Annotated in this window: 10 protein-coding genes; 7 read left to right on the forward strand and 3 right to left on the reverse strand. The window is 73.2% G+C overall.

The genetic code is table 11. The features are described 5' to 3' along the window. Positions 1-391 precede the first annotated feature (391 nt). From ACZ5K7_RS36730 to moeZ, 5 genes are all read left to right on the forward strand, one after another. Positions 392-2,155, forward strand: coding sequence for a DUF3492 domain-containing protein (locus ACZ5K7_RS36730; RefSeq protein ID WP_450972681.1), 1,764 nt, complete (start codon positions 392-394; stop codon positions 2,153-2,155). A gap of 254 nt (positions 2,156-2,409) precedes the next feature. Beyond that, positions 2,410-3,483: a hypothetical protein gene (locus tag ACZ5K7_RS36735; protein WP_468920950.1), complete on the forward strand. Its 1,074-nt coding sequence runs from the start codon at positions 2,410-2,412 to the stop codon at positions 3,481-3,483. A 181-nt stretch (positions 3,484-3,664) separates the two neighbouring features. Beyond that, the gene (locus tag ACZ5K7_RS36740) at positions 3,665-4,624 is read left to right on the forward strand and encodes an NAD-dependent epimerase/dehydratase family protein (RefSeq protein ID WP_351704783.1); all 960 of its coding nucleotides are present in this window, start codon (positions 3,665-3,667) and stop codon (positions 4,622-4,624) included. Then, positions 4,612-5,361 (forward strand): spherulation-specific family 4 protein, encoded by a 750-nt coding sequence (locus ACZ5K7_RS36745; RefSeq protein WP_468920764.1) that lies wholly within the window; start codon positions 4,612-4,614, stop codon positions 5,359-5,361. Before ACZ5K7_RS36740 ends, ACZ5K7_RS36745 begins: the two co-directional genes overlap by 13 nt. A gap of 63 nt (positions 5,362-5,424) precedes the next feature. Then, positions 5,425-6,603 carry an adenylyltransferase/sulfurtransferase MoeZ gene (gene moeZ, locus ACZ5K7_RS36750; RefSeq protein ID WP_351704789.1) on the forward strand — a complete coding sequence of 393 codons (1,179 nt, stop codon included), beginning with the start codon at positions 5,425-5,427 and terminating at the stop codon, positions 6,601-6,603. Positions 6,604-6,665: 62 nt separating this feature from the next. Here moeZ and ACZ5K7_RS36755 read toward each other — a convergent pair whose 3' ends face one another. The 3 genes from ACZ5K7_RS36755 to ACZ5K7_RS36765 form a co-directional block, all read right to left on the reverse strand. After that, entirely contained in the window at positions 6,666-8,213 is a 1,548-nt protein-coding gene (locus ACZ5K7_RS36755) for an alpha/beta hydrolase (RefSeq protein WP_468920767.1), read from the reverse strand. Positions 8,214-8,346: 133 nt separating this feature from the next. Beyond that, positions 8,347-9,891: an alpha/beta hydrolase gene (locus tag ACZ5K7_RS36760; protein ID WP_468920770.1), complete on the reverse strand. Its 1,545-nt coding sequence runs from the start codon at positions 9,889-9,891 to the stop codon at positions 8,347-8,349. A 128-nt stretch (positions 9,892-10,019) separates the two neighbouring features. After that, positions 10,020-12,815 carry a lysylphosphatidylglycerol synthase domain-containing protein gene (locus tag ACZ5K7_RS36765; protein ID WP_468920773.1) on the reverse strand — a complete coding sequence of 932 codons (2,796 nt, stop codon included), beginning with the start codon at positions 12,813-12,815 and terminating at the stop codon, positions 10,020-10,022. A 161-nt stretch (positions 12,816-12,976) separates the two neighbouring features. On the opposite strand from ACZ5K7_RS36765, the gene ACZ5K7_RS36770 reads away from it, so the two are divergent. Together ACZ5K7_RS36770 and ACZ5K7_RS36775 are read left to right on the forward strand one after the other, a co-directional pair. Beyond that, entirely contained in the window at positions 12,977-13,363 is a 387-nt protein-coding gene (locus ACZ5K7_RS36770) for an MGMT family protein (protein WP_351704801.1), read from the forward strand. Between the two features lie 266 nt (positions 13,364-13,629). Next, a complete protein-coding gene (locus ACZ5K7_RS36775; protein ID WP_468920777.1) occupies positions 13,630-17,025 on the forward strand; it encodes an ATP-dependent helicase in 3,396 nt (1,131 codons plus the stop codon). Positions 17,026-17,069: the final 44 nt, after the last annotated feature.

Consider the following 17,069-nt stretch of genomic DNA (forward strand, 5'->3'; position numbering starts at 1 on the left):
CCCCCCCCCCCCCCCCCCCCCCCCCCCCCCCCCCCCCCCCCCCCCCCCCCCCCCAAAACCCACAAACCCCCCCCCCCCCCCCCCCTCCCCCCCTCCCCCCCCCCCCCCCCCGCTCCCCCCCCCCCCCCCCCCCCCGCCCGGCGGGAACTGGCGTCGGCGTGACGTTTCAGCAGCTCCCGAGGGGCATCCCGATGTGACGTTTCGCTGTCGATCGATCTCTTAGCGCGACCGAACGCGAACCGCACGGGAAAGTTACGACCGTTCACCCCTTTTGGTGGCGCGATGGACAACCGTCCGTCGCGCCACCGCCTTGTCCGCATACGTTCGTCCCGCTGCGAGCCACCGAGGCAACGGTGGCTCCCCATACGGGAGATCGATCGGGGGTGCACACGTGCGCATCGGACTGCTTACGGAGGGTGGCTATCCGTATGTGAGCGGTGACGCCAGACTCTGGTGCGACCGGCTCGTGCGCGGGCTCGGGCAGCACGAGTTCGACCTCTACGCGCTCAGCCGCAGCAGGCGTCAGGAGGACGAGGGCTGGCTGCCGTTGCCGCCGCATATCAGCCGGGTACGGACGGCTCCCTTGTGGACCGCCGAGGAGGACGGGGTCGCGTACGGCCGGCGCGCGCGCCGGCGCTTCGTCGAGAGCTACGGGGAACTGGCGGGGGTGCTGTGCGCCGGTCCGGGCATCGGCGGCCCGGCCGGTCCGGGCCCGGACGGCGCAAACGGTGCGGACGGCTCCGGTGCGGGACCCGGTCATCTGGCGGACCGTTTCGGCAGCGCGCTCTACGGACTCGCCGAACTCGCCCGTGACGAAGGCGGACTGGTCGGCGCACTGCGCTCCGACAGCGCCGTGCGCACGCTGGAGCGTGCCTGCCGCGCACCCGGCGCACTCGGTACGGCGCGCGAGGCGCGCGTGCCGGATCTGCTCGCCGTCGCCGCGCACCTCGAACGCGCTCTGCGCCCCCTCTCGCTCGACTGGTACGGCGACGACGGCCTCGGCGCCGCCGACCTCTGCCACGCCACCGCCGGCGGCCCGGCCGCCCTGCCGGGCCTGCTCGCCCGCCACTTCTCCGACGTTCCGCTGCTGGTCACCGAGTACGGCGTGCAACTGCGCTCGCACTACCTCGCCTCCGGCCCCGACGCGGCCACCCCGGCCGTGCGCGCCCTGCTCGCCGCCTTCCACGGTCGGCTGGCCGCCGAGGTCTACGGCCGCGCCGCGATCATCACCCCCGGCAACGCCCACGCCCGCCGCTGGCAGGAACGCTGCGGCGCCGAGCGCTCCCGCATCCGCACCGTCCACCCCGGCATGGAGGCCGGCCGCTTCGCCGAGGTCGGCGAGGCACCGGACCGGGCCGACCTGGACACGCTGGTGTGGGTCGGCCGGACAGAGCCGTCCAAGGACCTGGTGTCGCTGCTGCACGCCTTCGCGGAGGTCCGCAAGGAGGAGCCCAAGGCGCGGCTGCGGGTCGTGGGCGCCCCGACGGGACCGGAGGGCCGGGCCTACCTGGGCCACTGCAAGGCGCTCGCCGCCCAGCTCTTCCCCGACGAGGCCGACGGGGTGCACGCCGTCGGCGACAACCCGGTCGCCTTCGAGGAGATCGGCGGCCCGGAGGCGCCGACCCTCGCCGACGCCTACGCGTCCGGATCGGTCGTCGTCCTCTCCAGCGTCGTCGAGGGCTTCCCGGTCGGCCTGGTCGAGGCGATGCTCTGCGCCCGCGCGACCGTCTCCACCGACGTCGGCGCCGTGGTGGAGGCCATCGGCGGCACCGGTCTCGTCGTACCCCCGCGCAACCCGCGGGCGCTTGCGGAGGCGTGCGTGGCGCTGCTGCGCGACCCCGAGCGCCGTGAGCGCCTCGGAGCCGCCGCACGCGCCCGGGCGCTCGAACTGTTCACCGTCGAGCAGAACATCGCGGCATTTCACGGCATTTACCTGGAGATCGTCTCGCACTGCCCGGTGCGCCGGGTCGTCCTCGACGAGGCCGGGGAGCCGCTGCCGTTCGCGGCTCCGGCCGAGGCCCACGTCCCCGGCCGCTGGACCGGCCCCACGGCCCGCGTCGTGAGCCGGGGCGGGCCCGGCTGGGCCCTGGGCGCCCCCGCCGGGCCGACCCCGGTACGGGGCACGCCGCTCGCGGCCACGGAGGGCGCCCTGTGAACGGCGACGAGGACGACGCCGTGAACGGCGGTCCGGGAGAGCTTGACCAGCCCGGGCGCCCCGGTGGGGCCGACGCCTGGGACGCACGGTCGGAGGAATGGCTCCTGGGCATCGCGGAGGGCGGCTCGGCAGACGCCCTGTCCGGGAGCCGGTCGCCTGGATCGGCCGCGGTGTCCGGCGGGGGCACCACGCGGACTGCCCGGGAGACCGCGGGCCGCTGCGGATCCACCCCACGCCGAGGCGTCGCCGACCCCGTGAAAGCGCTGATGCACCGCCACCGCGCGCTCTGCGAGCAGGCCGTCGACCCACTGGAGATCGCGGCGGGCCTCGAAGCCCACGGCGTCACCGACCGGACCGCCGCCCGCTTCCGGCACCGCGACGTCTTCTCACTCGCCGAGGAGCTCTACGCGCGCGTGCCCCGCGACGGCGACCGGCGTCCGTGCCCGGAACCGGCGCCCGCGCCCCGCGTGCGCGCCGACCGGGCGCTGCTCACGCTCCTGCCTGGCGCGGTCGGCGTGGCGGTCGTGACCGGCGTACGGCTCACCGAGGGGCGCCCGCGCCTCCTGACGGCGGCCGCCGGCGCGCTCGCCCTCGCCCTGGCCGCCGGCCTGGCCCTGCGCCGCGGCCCCCTGGCCGTGCCCGCCGGTACCCTCGCCCGGCACACCCTGACCGGCACGCGCGCGTGGACCTGCTGGCTCCTCGCCTACGCCCTTCTCGGCAACGGCCTCCTGCGCGCCGTCCTGGACGGCGGCCCCGACGGCCTTCCGACCGGCGCCGCGCACGGCCCCTGGCCGGTGACCACCGCACCCGTCCTCGCTCTCACCCTGGCCTGCGCCCCGGCGGCCTGGAGTGCCCATCTCTTCACGGCGGGCGCCCGTCGCAGGCTCACGGGCAGCCGGGGCCTGGAGGAGTTCGCCGGGGCCGTACAGCCGCTCCTGCTCGGCACGTTCGCCCTCTACCTGGGCGTCCTCACCGCCCTGCTCGCCCTGTGCGGCGCCGCCCTGGGCGAACCCGCCGGCTACCCGGAGGCCCTCACCCTCGGCGCCGTGCTCCTGCTCGCCCGCCTCCTCACCGTCCACAACGTGCCGCAGGGCCCCACTCTCGCCCTCGCCGCCGCCACCGAGGCGGCCGCCGTGGGGCTGGTCCTGGCCGGCCGGCTGCCCGGCTGCGCCTTCCTCGCGGCCCCCGTCGACGCCCTGGCCGGCGCGTGGGGCGCGGGCAGCGTCCCGGCACTCGTCTGCGGCACCGCGGCCCTGGCGCTGCTGTTCCAGGCGACCCGCACCCTCACCCGTGCCTCGGCCCACGCGCCCACGGAGGACCCGGAGTGAGCAGAGCCGCCGTTCTCTTCGCCTGCCTCACCGTGCCGTCGCGGCGGCAGGCGCCCGGCACCCCGCCGGAGGCAACCGCACCACCCCTTGAAGGAGACCACCAGATGACCACCTCCCGACCCGGACCCGGAGCGTCCGGAACCACCGGAGTCGCCGGAGCGCACACCCCGGGAGCCACGCGATGAGGGTTCTGCTGATCGGAGCCAACGGATACCTCGGCCGCTTCGTCGCCGACCGGCTGCTCGCCGACCCGGCCGTCCAGCTCACCGCGCTCGGCCGCGGTGACGACGCCGACGTCCGCTTCGACCTCGCCACCGGCAGCCCCGGTGCGCTCACCCGCTTCCTCGACGCGGTCCACCCGGGCGTCATCGTGAACTGCGCCGGCGCCACCCGCGGCGGTGCCAGGGAACTCACCCGGCACAACACCGTCGCCGTCGCCACCATCTGCGAGGCCCTGCGCCGCAGCGGCTGCGGCGCCCGCCTCGTGCAGATCGGCTGCAGCGCCGAGTACGGCCCGAGCCAGCCCGGCTCCTCCACGGCCGAGGACGCCGTACCGCGCCCCGGCGGCCCGTACGGCGTCAGCAAGCTCGCCGCCACCGAACTGGTCCTCGGCTCCGGCCTGGACGCCGTCGTCCTGCGCGTCTTCTCGCCCGCCGGGCCCGGCACCCCGGCCGGCTCCCCGCTCGGCCGCCTCGCCGAAGCCATGCGCCGCGCCATGCAGTCCGGCGACGGCGAACTCAAACTCGGCGGCCTCGGCGTCCAGCGCGACTTCGTCGACGTACGCGACGTCGCCCGCGCCGTCCACGCGGCCTCGCTCTCCGCCGCCCAGGGCGTCATCAACATCGGCTCCGGCCGCGCCGTCCGGCTGCGCGACGCCGCCGCCGTCCTCGCCCGGGTCGCCGGATACGGCGGCGCCCTGCACGAACTCGACGGCCCGCCCGGCCCGCTGCGCAGCCCCATCGGCCACCCCCGCCTGGACCCCGACCACGCGGCCCCGGTCGCGTACCCGTACCCGGACGGCTGCGGCAGCTGGCAGCAGGCGGACGTGCGCTGCGCCCGCGACCGGCTCGGCTGGCGGCCCCGTATCAATCTCGAAGAATCCCTCGCGGACATCTGGATGGAGGCGGCATGCCGCATCTGACCAGTACCAGGGCGGGCGCCGCGACCACCGGCGTCCGCACCGCCTTCGGCATCCCGGGCTACGCCCACCCCCTCCTCGCCCCGGCGCAGTGGGCCGAACTCACGCGCCCGGGCACCCCTCTGCACTGGGTCGTCCTCAACGTGGCGAACGGCCCCGGCAGCCGCCCCGACCCGCACTGCCTGGAGGCCGCCGGCCGGCTCCGCAACGCGGGCGTCCGCGTCCTCGGTCACCTGGACACCACCTACGGCGCCCGCCCCCACGGTGACCTGCTCTCCGACGCCCGCCGCTATCACGACTGGTACCGCGTCGACGGCTTCCTGCTGGACCGCTGCCCGGGCGAGCGCACCGCGCTGCCCGACATCCGCCGTGCGGTCGCCAGGCTGCGCACCATCGGTGACGCTCCCCACATCGTCCTCGGCCACGGCACCCACCCCCACCCGGGCTACGCCGAGAACGCCGACCAACTGGTGACCTTCGCCGGTACCTGGAGCGACTACCGCTGGTCCCACGTCGCCGAGTGGACCGCGGACTATCCGCCGGACCACTTCTGCCACTTCGTGCACGGCGTGCCCCGCGGCCACCTCGACGAGGCACTGCGCATCGCCCGCTGGCAGGGCGCCGCCACCATCTACTTCACCGACCGCACGGATCAGGGCGGCCGCGCGGATCCCTGGGAGAACATGCCCGGCTACTGGGACGACATCGTCTCGCGGGTCGGGACAGGTGTCTCGGAATGAAGATGGCCATGGCAGTGTTACAGGGAGAACATCTGTAGTGATTGACCGACCAACGGAGTCCCCGTGTCGCTGCCACCCCTGGTCGAGCCAGCCTCTGAGCTCACCGTAGACGAGGTTCGCAGGTACTCCCGCCACCTGATCATCCCCGACGTCGGGATGGACGGGCAGAAGCGGCTGAAGAACGCCAAGGTGCTCTGTGTGGGCGCCGGCGGCCTGGGTTCGCCGGCGCTGATGTACCTCGCCGCGGCCGGTGTCGGCACCCTCGGCATCGTGGAGTTCGACGAGGTCGACGAGTCGAACCTGCAGCGCCAGATCATCCACAGCCAGGCCGACATCGGCCGTTCCAAGGCCGAGTCCGCCCGTGACTCCGTCCTCGGCATCAACCCGTACGTGAACGTGGTCCTTCACGAAGAGCGGCTCGAGGCCGAGAACGTGATGGACATCTTCAGCCAGTACGACCTGATCGTCGACGGCACGGACAACTTCGCCACCCGCTACCTGGTCAACGACGCCTGCGTGCTGCTCAACAAGCCGTACGTCTGGGGTTCGATCTACCGCTTCGACGGCCAGGCCTCGGTCTTCTGGTCCGAGTACGGCCCCTGCTACCGCTGCCTCTACCCGGAGCCCCCGCCGCCGGGCATGGTCCCCTCCTGCGCCGAGGGCGGCGTCCTGGGCGTGCTGTGCGCGTCCATCGGCTCCATCCAGGTCACCGAGGCCATCAAGGTCCTCACCGGCACCGGTGAGCCCCTCGTCGGCCGGCTGATGATCTACGACGCCCTGGAGATGCAGTACCGCCAGGTCAAGGTCCGCAAGGACCCGAACTGCGCGGTCTGCGGCGAGAACCCGACCGTCACCGAGCTCATCGACTACGAGGCCTTCTGCGGCGTCGTCTCCGAGGAGGCCCAGCAGGCGGCGGCCGGCTCGACGATCACTCCCAAGCAGCTCAAGGAGTGGATCGACGACGGCGAGAACATCGAGATCATCGACGTCCGCGAGCCGAACGAGTACGAGATCGTCTCCATCCCGGGCGCCAAGCTGATCCCGAAGAACGAGTTCCTGCTCGGCACCGCCCTGGAGGGCCTGCCCCAGGACAAGAAGATCGTCCTGCACTGCAAGACGGGTGTCCGCAGTGCGGAAGTCCTCGCGGTCCTGAAGTCCGCGGGCTTCGCGGACGCCGTTCACGTCGGCGGCGGCGTGATCGGCTGGGTCAACCAGATCGAGCCGGAGAAGCCGGTCTACTGAGCGCAGTCTCCGCGACGGGCGGGGGCTTCGGGTGCTGCAGGCGCCCGGAGCCCCCGCCTTCGTCATGAGCAGACCTTGCCGTCCTTCGGGACCGTGCCGTCCAGCAGATAGCCGTTCACCGTCGAGTCCACGCAGTCGCTCCCGCGGCCGTACGCGCTGTGGCCCTCGCCCTTCCAGGTCAGCTCGACGCCGACGCCCTTGCCCAGTTCGTCGGCCATTCTCCGGGCGCCCTCGTACGGGGTCGCAGGGTCGCCCGTGTTGCCCACCAGCAGGATCGGGGCCGCGCCCGGGGCGCTCACCTCCGGGGTGTCGTACTCCCCGGCCACCGGCCAGTCGTGGCACCAGCCGGCCGTGTCCCAGCCCAGGAAGTCGCCGAAGACGGGCGAGATCTTCTCGAACTCGGGCAGCAGCCTCTTCGTCTGGGCGAGCGAGGGCCGCTGCTTGTCGTCCAGGCACGATATGACCCGCTGGGAGTGGGCGCCCGTGCCGTAGTGCCCCGAGGTGTCACGTTCGTTGTACTGGTCCGCGAGCGACAGCAGCTCCGAGCCGTCGCCGTCCTCGGCTGCCTGGAGCGCGCTGGTCAGCGTCGGCCAGCTGTCCTGGCTGTACAGCGGCAGGAAGATGCCGGTCACCGCGAGGGTCTGGGTCAGCTTCCGCCCGGAGGAGGTCGTGAGCGGCTCGCTGTCGAGCTTCTCCAGCAGGTCCACGATCTTCCGCGAACCCTGCTCCGGGTCCTGCCCGGTGGACTTGAGGTAGTCGTCCAGCGCCCGCTGGAAACCCTGGGCCTGGTTCTTCGCATGGCCGACCGAGTCCGCGGCCGGGTCGACCACCGCGTCCAGGATCAGCCGCCCCACCTTCTTCGGGAACAGGTGGGCGTAGACGCCCCCGAGTTCGGTGCCGTAGGAGATACCGAAGTAGTGCATCTTCGTATCACCGAGCACCTGGCGCATCAGGTCCATGTCCCGGGCCGTGTCGGTCGTCGAGACATGCGCGATCAGCTCGCCGGCCGCCGTCTCGCAGCCCTTGCCGAAGGCGGCGGCGTCCTGGAAGTACGCCGTCTCCTCCGCCGCCGTGTCCGGGGTGGCGTCGATCGACTCGGCGGACCGCATGTCCTTGTCGCTGCGGCAGCGGATCCCCTCACTGGCGCCCACCCCACGCGGATCCCAGCTCACCAGGTCGTACCGCTCGCGCAGGGCGGAGGCGGTGGTGGCGTAGTACGGCATCCTCGAGACGCCCGAGCCACCCGGGCCGCCGAAGTTGAACAACAACGAGCCGATCCGCTTGCCCGAACCCCCGCTCGCCTGCGCCCGGATCAGCGCCAGCCCTATGGTCTTCCCGTCCGGCTTCGCCCAGTCCAGCGGCACCTTGAGCGTCGCGCACCGCCACTCGGCACCGGGCGCCACGGAGTCCGAAGTGCCTTTGCAGCGGCCCCAGTCGAGCTTCTGGGAGGTGAGGGAGGCGGGCAGAGCGGCAGCGGCGGTGGAAGAGGGCGAGGGCTGTTCGGACCGTGTCTTCCCTTCGTCCCCGCCCCCGCCGGAGGACCCGCCACCGCACCCGGCCACCAGCAATCCGGCGGCAACAGCGGCCGCCCACCGTACAGAACGCAACATGCGCGCACACCCCCCACACAGGCTCTCCGCAGGTTCGTCGCGGAAAGCGGTCAGGTCATAGTAGGCGGATCGAGCGAAGGCTGTTGCGGCCTGTGGATAACCTTTTGACCTGCGGTTTCTTAACTCGCCCCGCTCACGAACAGACCGTGCCGGCCTTCGGTACCCTCCCCTCCAGCAAGTAGCCGTTCACGTCCGACTGCACGCACTTGTTCTTGCTGTCGTAGGCCCCGTGCCCCTGCCCCCGGTACGTCAGCTCCACCCCGACGCCCTTCCCCAGCGACTCCACCATCTTCTTCGCCCCCTCGTACGGCGTGGCCGGATCGCCCGTGTTCCCCACGACCAGGATCGGCGCCGACCCGGGCGCGCTGACGTCGGGATGGTCGGCGGCGCCCGGCACCGCCCAGCTCGTGCAACTGACCATGCCCCACGCGAGGTAGTCGCCGAACAGCGGAGACGCGGCGCGGAATTCGGGCAGTTTCCGCTGGACGTAGTCGGCGCTGTACCGAGGCTTCTCGTCGGCGCAGTTGATGGCGATGTTCGCCGCCATGATGTTGCTGTACTCGCCGTTCTGGCTGCGGCCGTTCATCGAGTCGGACAGCAGCATCAGGATCTTCCCGTCGCCGTCGTACGCCTCTTCGAGCCCCTCGGTGAGGTACTCCCAGAAGTCCTTGGAGTACAGGGACTGGGCGATGCCGTTGGTGGCGGCGGTCTCGGTCAGCTGGCGGGGGAGGATGCCGGGGATCGGCTTCTTGTCGAGGTCCGCGAGGAGCTTGGCGATACGGTCCTTCACGTCCTGCGGGGTGTCGCCGATCGGGCACTCGGTCTTCTTGGACGTGCAGTCCTCGGCGAAGTTGTCGAGCGCGAGCTGGAAGCCCTTGGCCTGCCCCAGCGAGCTCTGCTCGGGATTCTGGGTGGGGTCGATGACGCCGTCGAGGACGGCCCGGCCCACGTTCTTCGGGAACAGGTGGGCGTAGACGCCGCCGAGTTCGGTGCCGTAGGAGATGCCGAAGTAGTGCAGTTGCCGGTCGCCGAGGACCTGGCGCATGAGGTCCATGTCGCGGGCCGCGTCGGTGGTGCGCACATGCGGCAGGATCGACTTGGAGTTCTTCTCGCAGGCCGCGTTGAACTGCTTGGTGCGGTTGATCAGCTGGGTGCGTTCGGTGCTGGTCTCGGGTGTCCCGTCCTGCTGGAAGTAGTTGTCGAGCTGTTCGTCGTTCTCGCACTCGACGGGGTCGCTGCGGCCGACTCCGCGCGGGTCGAAGCTGACGAGGTCGTAGCGGGTGCGCAGGGCCGCGTAGTCCTCGGCGAACGCGGGGAGTGTGGTGATCCCGCTGCCGCCCGGCCCGCCGAAGTTGAAGATCAGGGAGCCGATCCGTTTGCTCGCCTCGCCGCTGGCCTTGGCCCGGATCAGCGCCAGGCCGATGGTGGCGCCCTTCGGCTTCGACCAGTCCAGCGGCGCCTTCATGGTGGCGCACTGCCAGGCGCCGCCACCGGGCAGGGGCGAGGGGGTGTCGCCGCCGCCCTCGGCCTCGTCGGGGGCCGGGCAGGCCTTCCAGTCCAGCTTCTGTGCCGCCAGATCCCCGTCCTTGGCGGCGCTGTCGCTGCACCCGGTCAGCAGACAGGACAGCGCCAGAGCGGCGGTCAGGGCGGCGACAGGGATCCGGAAGGGGTTCGGCATGCTCCCATCCTGGGGTCGCGCGCGGCCACGCGCGCGGGGCGCGAGCCGTACGAGGTACGGCCCCGGTACGGCCGTGGCGCGTCCCGTACGAGCCGGAGCGCCTCGCGCCCTCGGCTCCGGCGCCGTGGCTAGAGCGCTCCCTTGCGGGACAGGTGGTTGAAGGCCAGCCAGCCGGGCAGGACCGGCAGCCACAGGGTCAGCAGCCGGTACAGCAGGACGGCGGGGGCGGCGACCTCCTTGGGGAGGCCGACGGCGATCAGGCCGACGGTCAGGGTCGCCTCGACCGCGCCGACACCGCCCGGGGTCGGCGCCGCGGAGCCGAGCGCGTTTCCGGCGAGGAAGACGACGGCGACACTGGCGATGCTGAGCGAGGAGCCCTCGTTGCCGAACGCCCGGATGGAGGCGTCCAGGCACATCACGAAGCAGGCGGTCAGCAGCAGCATGCCGCCGATGCCGGTGACTAGCTTCTGCGGCCGCTGCAGCACGTCCAGCATGCGCGGTACGACGCCCGCGAAAAGCGACCGCACGCGCGTGGAGACGAATTTCCGCAGGAACGGCACCGAGGTCACCACGAGGACCAGGACCGCGACGGTCAGCAGGCCCGCGATGACGGTGCGGGACGGCGACAGCGACGGGGTCTTCTCGGTGCCGGTCAGGTAGCCGAAGGAGAGCAGCATCAGGATGTGACAGCCGAGGCCGAACAACTGCGAGGCGCCGACACTCGCCACCGCGAGGCCGGGGCGCACACCGGCGCGCTGCAGGAAGCGGGTGTTGAGGGCGACACCGCCGACCGCCGCGGGCGCCACGATCTTCACGAACGACCCGGCGACCTGCGCCGCCACGGTCCGCACGAACGGCACCCGCTCGGGCACGAACCCGAGCAGCGCCATCGCGGCGGCGACGTAGCTGACCGCCGAGAACAGCACCGCGGCGATCACCCAGCCCCACTGGGCGTTCGCGACCAGGGGGCCGAACTCGATGTGGGTGAGCTGGGTCAGCAGGTAGTACGCGCCGATCGCGCCGGCGATGAGGCTGATCAGCGTGCGCGGCCGCACGCGCTCCAGGCGGGCCGGCTCGACGGGCGCCTGCGGCCTGATCTTCAGCACCTGGTGCCGGATCTGGGTGAGCAGGTCCTCTTCGCGGGCCTCTTCCAGCGCGTCGTCCAGGGCCCGCTTCTCGGCCCGCTGCTCGGCGCGCACCGTCTTCTTGTCGGGCTTTTCGGCTTCCTCCGCGCGGGCCTGCTTGGCCTGCCGGGACGCCTCCAGGACCGCGTCGCGTTCGCGCTCGGCGCGCTCTCTGGCCAGTCTTCGCAGCGTCGCGCGCGTGGAGCGGGTGAGCGCGATCGGCTGGAGCATCGGCAGGCAGTCGGCGACGGTGTCGGGCCCGAGGACGCCGACCGCCGATGCCACCGCCCGCTCGGCGCCGACCCGCAGACCGAGCGTGGTGACGAGCTGGGCGACGTCCATGCGCAGCAGCAGCTCGCCGGCCGCGATCTCGCCGCCGCGCAGGTCCGTGAGGATCACCGTGCCGGAACGATCCACCAGGATGGCGTCACCCGCGAGTCTGCGGTGCGCGATCCGGCGCGACTGCAGTGCCTGCACCTGGTGCCAGGTGTTGCGCAGCAGTTCGTCGGTGATCTCCTCGTCGGCCAGCGAGTCGAGGGTGCGGCCGCCGGTGTGCTCGTAGACGAGCATCACGGCGTCCGGGCCCAGCTCGGAGGTGGCGATCAGCTTGGGCGCGTTGGCACCGGCCGCGATCGCCGCGTACGCCAGCAGCGCCTCCTGCTCCAGGGCCTGGCGCAGCGACTGGAGGCTGGAGCGGGTGGCGAAGCCGCGCAGTGTCAGGTTGCGCCAGGCGCGGTAGAAGAAGCCCTGGGCCTGCTGTTCCCGGTCGACGACCGTGACGTCCAGCGGCGGGCCGTCCTCCAGGGTGACGAAGTAGCGCCGGCCCCGGTCGCCGTTCTCGGTGTCCAGGGCCTCCTCGCGGGCCGCGCCGACCGGGTGGAAGCCGACGTGCCTGAGGCCCGCCAGCAGGGTCCGGCCGGTGGGGCGGACGTTGGGGGAGCCGACCGCGTAGAGCGTGCCGTAGGCGACGGTCCAGCCGATCAGCACCGTGAGGATGATCGAGAACGGTGTCGTGTAGCCGGTGACGAGCATGGAGAACGCGTCGAGCATCAGCACGATCCACAGGACCGCGCGCCATCTCGGCCGCCGGGACATGCCGACGGCCGTCATATAGGCGATGACGGGCGCGAGATAGCCGTGCACCGGGTCGGTGAGGGCGTGGATGTCACCGGGGGAGGGCTGGGTGAGCGCCTCCTGGATGGAGCCCGGGGCGGCCCGGGCGACCCACAGGTCGGTGGCGAGGGTCACGCCGTGGGCGAGGACGGCCGCGAGCACGCCGTCGGCGATGCGCAGCCCGTCCCGCTTGATGAGGCGCTCGATCGCGAACGCGACCGGCACCAGCAGGATCGCGATGCTGGAGGCCAGCCCCGCGATCTTGATCAGCAGGTCGGGGGCCTGCCCGGTGCCCTTGTTGATGTCCTGTTCGAGCCCGGAGGTGGTGCCGTGCGCGAACGCGGCGATGCCGAGCAGCAGGGCGATGGCGAGCACGCCGACCAGGAGGCGCATGAGGTCGGAGGGGCGGTGCACGCGCGCGGGGAGCAGCGGTTCGTCGCCCTCCACCTCGTCCGTGTGGATCTCGTCCGGCACGTGTTCCGCCTCGGAGGCGTCGGGGGCGGCGTCGGGACCGACGGCGGGGGGCGGGTGTCCGGTGTCCGGTTCCACGACCTCCGCGCTCGCGGATTCCGAAGGTACGGTGCCGGATTCCGCCGCGTCCGGGCGTGCGGCGGCGTCAGAGGTGCCCGCCGCTCCGTCGGGGTGCACGCCCTGCTGCTCGGTCGTCTCTTCTTGATCTCGTATCACCAGTCACCGCCCGCACGATGGTGGCATGCCCCACCGACACACGAGGGCATCAGGGTGCAGATGCGGGGGCGCACAGTCTGCCCCAAGCGCCGCCCGAGGGCGAGGCGGCGACCTGACGCGCACCGAGCGGGTTGTCGGTGGGGTGCGGCAGGATGGGGCGAATGAGCGAGCAGAGCCATCCCGGGGACATCCGAGAGGGGTACGCGGACGAGCTGCCCGAGTACGCCGAGCGGGTCCTGGAGGTCGCCGAGCGGATCCCGCCCGGGCGCGTGATGACGTACGGCGACGTCGCGGAGTGGCTGGAGGAGGGAGGGCCGCGCCAGGTGGGGCGGGTGATGTCCCTGTACGGGGGCTCCGTCCCGTGGTGGCGTGTGGTGCGCGCCGACGGGGTGCTGCTGCCGGGGCACGAGCTGGGCGCCTTGGACCACTACCGGGCCGAGGGCACTCCGCTGAAGGAGGCGAGCAGGGCCGCGGAGGGGCATCTGCCGCGGCTCGACATGAGGCGGGCGCGGTGGGACGGCGGCACGGACACGGGGGCTCACACCTGACAGCTTCCGCCATCCGGGGCCCTCGGGGGGAACCTGTGGTCCGTTCGAGGGACACCGGGGACGTCCGTGGCATGACGTACGTTCGTGGGATGTGGGGTGCGCGTGCCACGAGTGCCGCCCGAGACGGACGGGAAGAAGCGGAAGCTCTGCTTCCGCCCGGTTCGTCGGCGTAGCGTCGGCTGCGCGTGTCCCGCTCACCCCACGGCCACCGCACTGCCCGCGCGACCGCGAGCCAACCAGCACACCCACCAGGACCGGCGAACCACGTGAGCTCCTCTTCCTCCACCAGGCGCCTGTCGCACCTCCAGGTGCGACAGGGGACCCGTGGCGCTTACCGACTGGTGCGTACCCCGCCGGCTGATGCGGATCCCCCTCGTCTGGACGCCGCACAGCGCGCCGTGGTTGACCACGCGGCCGGCCCGCTGCTCGTCCTCGCAGGTCCCGGCACCGGCAAGACCACCACCCTCGTGGAGTCGGTGGCCGCGCGGATCGCCCGCGGCGGGGACCCCGAGCGGATCCTGGTGCTGACGTTCAGCCGCAAGGCCGCCGTCGAACTGCGCGACCGCATGGCCCTGCGTGTCGGCGCGGCCCGCGCACCGCGGGCGACCACCTTCCACTCGTACTGCTACGCCCTGGTCCGCGCCCACCAGGACAGCGGCCTGTTCGTCGACCCGCTGCGGCTGCTGTCCGGACCCGAGCAGGACGTCACCGTCCGCGAGCTGCTGGCCGGCCAGCCCGACCTGGAGCGGCTCGGGCTGAACCACGTGCGCTGGCCGGACGAACTGCGCGCCTGCCTGACCACCCGGGGCTTCGCCGACGAGGTCCGCGCGGTCCTCGCCCGCAGCCGTGAACTGGGCCTGGACCCGGCCGCCCTGGACGCCTTCGCCCGCCGTATCGGGCGGCCCGACTGGCGGGCTGCGGCCGCCTTCCTCGCCGAGTACCTCGACGTCCTCGACCTCCAGGGCGTCCTCGACTACGCCGAACTCGTCCACCGCGCGGTACTGCTCACGCAGCGCCCCGAGGTCGCCCTGGACCTGGCCGGCCGCTACGACGCCGTGTACGTCGACGAGTACCAGGACACCGACCCCGCCCAGGTGCGACTGCTGGACGCCCTGGCCGGCGGCGGCCGCACGCTGGTCGCCTTCGGCGACCCGGACCAGTCGATCTACACCTTCCGCGGCGCCGACGTGAACGGCATCCTGGATTTCCCGTCGGCCTTCGCGCGCGTGGACGGCCGCCCCGCTCCGGTGCAGGTGCTGCGCACGGCCCGCCGCTCCGGGGCCGGCCTGCTGGCCGCGACCCGGCTGCTGACCCAGCGGATGCCGCTGACCCGGCTGCCCGTCGACAAGGTGCGTGCCCACCGCGAGTTGGCCGCCGCGCGGGACGGCGGCGGCGTCGAGGTCTACACGTACCCGACGCCCGGCACCGAGCTGGACAACATCGCCGACATCCTGCGACGCGCGCACCTGGAGGACGGCGTGCGCTGGAGCGACATGGCCGTCCTGGTGCGCGCCGGGTCCAGCACCATCCCGACGGTCCGCCGCGCCCTCACCGCGGCCGGCGTCCCCCTGGACATCGACGGCGACGACGTTCCGCTGCGCCACGAACCGGCGGTGGCACCCCTGCTGACGGCGCTCCGGGCCGTGGCGGAGGCGGAAGCGGCACACCCGGGTGCGGGCGTGAGCACAGAATCGGCCGGCCCCGGGACGGAAGCGGAACACCCCGGTGCGGGTGCGAGCACAGAGGGGGCCGGCCCCGGCGGGGACGAGGGCACCGCGGCGGCCCCCTGCTGGCTCGGTACCGAGACCGCGCTCACCCTGCTCACCTCGCCCCTCGCCGGCATGGACGCAGCCGACCTGCGCCGCCTCGGCCGCGCCCTGCGCGACGAGGAGCGGGCGGCCGGCAACGCCCTGCCGCCCCCCTCGGACGACCTGCTCGCGCGGGCCCTCGCCGAACCCGAGCGCCTGGCCGTCCACGACCCCGGCTACGCGCGTGGGGCGCAGCGGCTCGGCGCGCTGCTCAGGAAGGCCCGGGAGCGCCTGGCGGGCGGCGGTACGGCCGAGGAGGCGCTGTGGGACCTGTGGAACGGCACGCCCTGGCCCTCACGCCTGGAGCGCGCCGCCCGGCGCGGCGGCGCGGCGGGCCGCAACGCGGACCGTGACCTGGACGCCGTGTGCGCGCTGTTCGCCACCGCCGCCCGCGCGGAGGAGCGCAGTGGCGGCCGGGGCGCGCTGAACTTCCTCGCGGAGATCGAGGCCGAGGACATCGCCGCCGACACCCTCTCCGGGAGGGCGGTACGCCCCGACGCCGTCCGCCTGCTGACCGCGCACCGCTCCAAGGGCCTGGAGTGGCGCCTGGTCGTCGTCGCCGGCGTCCAGGAGGGCCTGTGGCCCGACCTGCGCCGCCGCGGCTCGCTCCTGGAGGCCGACCGCATCGGCCGCGACGGACTCGCCGAACCGCTCACCCCGGGCGCGCTCCTCGCGGAGGAGCGCCGTCTGTTCTACGTCGCCGCCACGCGCGCGCGTGAACGCCTCGTGGTCACCGCCGTGAAGGCCCCCGCGGACGACGGTGACCAGCCCTCCCGGTTCCTCACCGAACTGGGCGCCGAACCCCAGGACGTCACCGGACGGCCCCGCCGCCCGCTCTCGGTGGCCGCCCTGGTCGCCGAGCTGCGCGCGACCACGGTCGACCCGCGCGCGTCCGAGGCGTTGCGGGAGGCCGCCGCCCGGCGGCTGGCCCGGCTGGCCGCGCTCGCCGACGAGGACGGCCGCCCCCTGGTGCCCTCCGCCCACCCCTACCGCTGGTGGGGCATGTTCGAGCCGACCGAGAGCAAGGTGCCGCTGCGCGACCGCGACCAGCCCGTCGTGCTCTCCGGCAGCGCCCTCGACCAGCTGGCCAACACCTGCAGCCTGCAGTGGTTCCTGGGCCGCGAGGTGAAGGCCGACGCGCCTGCCACCACCGCCCAGGGCTTCGGCAACGTCGTGCACGTCCTGGCCGACGAGGTCGCCTCCGGACGCACCCCCGCCGACCTCGCGGTCCTCATGGAGCGCCTGGAGTCGGTGTGGAACGCGCTCGCCTTCGACGCCCCCTGGAAGTCGGCCCAGGAGAAGGACAACGCGCGCGTGGCGCTCGAACGCTTCCTGAAGTGGCACGTCCTGGACCGCACCGCACGCACCCCCGTGGCCAGCGAGCAGGACTTCGACGTCAGCCTCGAAGCGGGCGACTACGAGGTGCGCATCCGCGGCCAGATGGACCGCGTGGAGACGGACGGCGAGGGCCGCGCCTACGTCGTCGACTTCAAGACCGGCAAGCAGGCGCCCAGTGCCGCCGAGGTGGCCCGGCACCCGCAGCTCGCCGTCTATCAGCTCGCGGTCCGCGAGGGCGCCGTGGACGACGCCTTCGACGGCGTACGCCCGGAGGCCGGCGGCGCCGAACTGGTCCACCTCCGGCAGGGCGCCGCCCAGCGCGACGGCGGCGAGACCCTGCCCAAGGTGCAGGCCCAGGAGCCGCTGGAGGGCGAGTGGGTCGGCGACCTGCTGGCCACCGCCGCCGGCAAGGTCCTCGACGAACGGTTCACGCCGACCACCGGCCAGCACTGCACGCACTGCGCCTTCCGGGCATCGTGCAGCGCGCGGCCTGAGGGACGTCACGTGGTCGAGTGACGTACGACGCCCGTCCCACCGTTGTCAGTGGTCACCGTTAGCCT

This window comes from Streptomyces sp. NPDC031497 (assembly GCF_055580905.1).

Bases quoted from the DNA above. Each gene is read 5' to 3' on its own strand.
- ACZ5K7_RS36740 (WP_351704783.1), top strand. From the start codon at position 3,665: ATGAGGGTTCTGCTGATCGGAGCCAACGGATACCTCGGCCGCTTCGTC.
- ACZ5K7_RS36745 (WP_468920764.1), top strand. From the start codon at position 4,612: ATGCCGCATCTGACCAGTACCAGGGCGGGCGCCGCGACCACCGGCGTC.
- ACZ5K7_RS36755 (WP_468920767.1), bottom strand. From the start codon at position 8,213: ATGTTGCGTTCTGTACGGTGGGCGGCCGCTGTTGCCGCCGGATTGCTG.
- ACZ5K7_RS36760 (WP_468920770.1), bottom strand. From the start codon at position 9,891: ATGCCGAACCCCTTCCGGATCCCTGTCGCCGCCCTGACCGCCGCTCTG.
- ACZ5K7_RS36770 (WP_351704801.1), top strand. From the start codon at position 12,977: ATGAGCGAGCAGAGCCATCCCGGGGACATCCGAGAGGGGTACGCGGAC.